The organism is Staphylococcus pasteuri (genome assembly GCF_030547725.1).
Lineage (GTDB): Bacteria > Bacillota > Bacilli > Staphylococcales > Staphylococcaceae > Staphylococcus > Staphylococcus pasteuri.
Window position 1 is genome coordinate 1 of sequence record NZ_JAUOQO010000786.1, and the last position, 244, is coordinate 244.

The 244-nt window shown below is 45.9% G+C and carries 1 protein-coding gene; it reads right to left on the reverse strand.

The genetic code is table 11. From position 1 onward, the window contains the following. Positions 1-40 precede the first annotated feature (40 nt). Entirely contained in the window at positions 41-187 is a 147-nt protein-coding gene (locus Q4528_RS15505; protein WP_303522610.1) for a hypothetical protein, read from the reverse strand. Positions 188-244: the final 57 nt, after the last annotated feature.

The window sequence follows — 244 nt, forward strand, 5'->3', positions numbered from 1 at the left end:
GGCTAACAGCAGGCAATACGCCATCGTCAGCTTTACTTGATTAGCCTACCGGTTGTACTTTTGTCAAACCGTCGAAGCGTAAAATTTTACCTTTAGCGCGTAATTCATACTCGGCTGCATTCACTGTATCCTTCGTCGCATCGTATTGTGCTTCGGTCATTTGACATGCTACAAATTGGCGCCACATTAGGTCTTACAATCGCTTGGCATCTGCGTCAACACCATCAACGGGTTCGCTTATTTC

Coding starts and splice junctions, on each gene's coding strand:
- Q4528_RS15505 (WP_303522610.1), bottom strand. CDS start 187: ATGTGGCGCCAATTTGTAGCATGTCAAATGACCGAAGCACAATACGAT.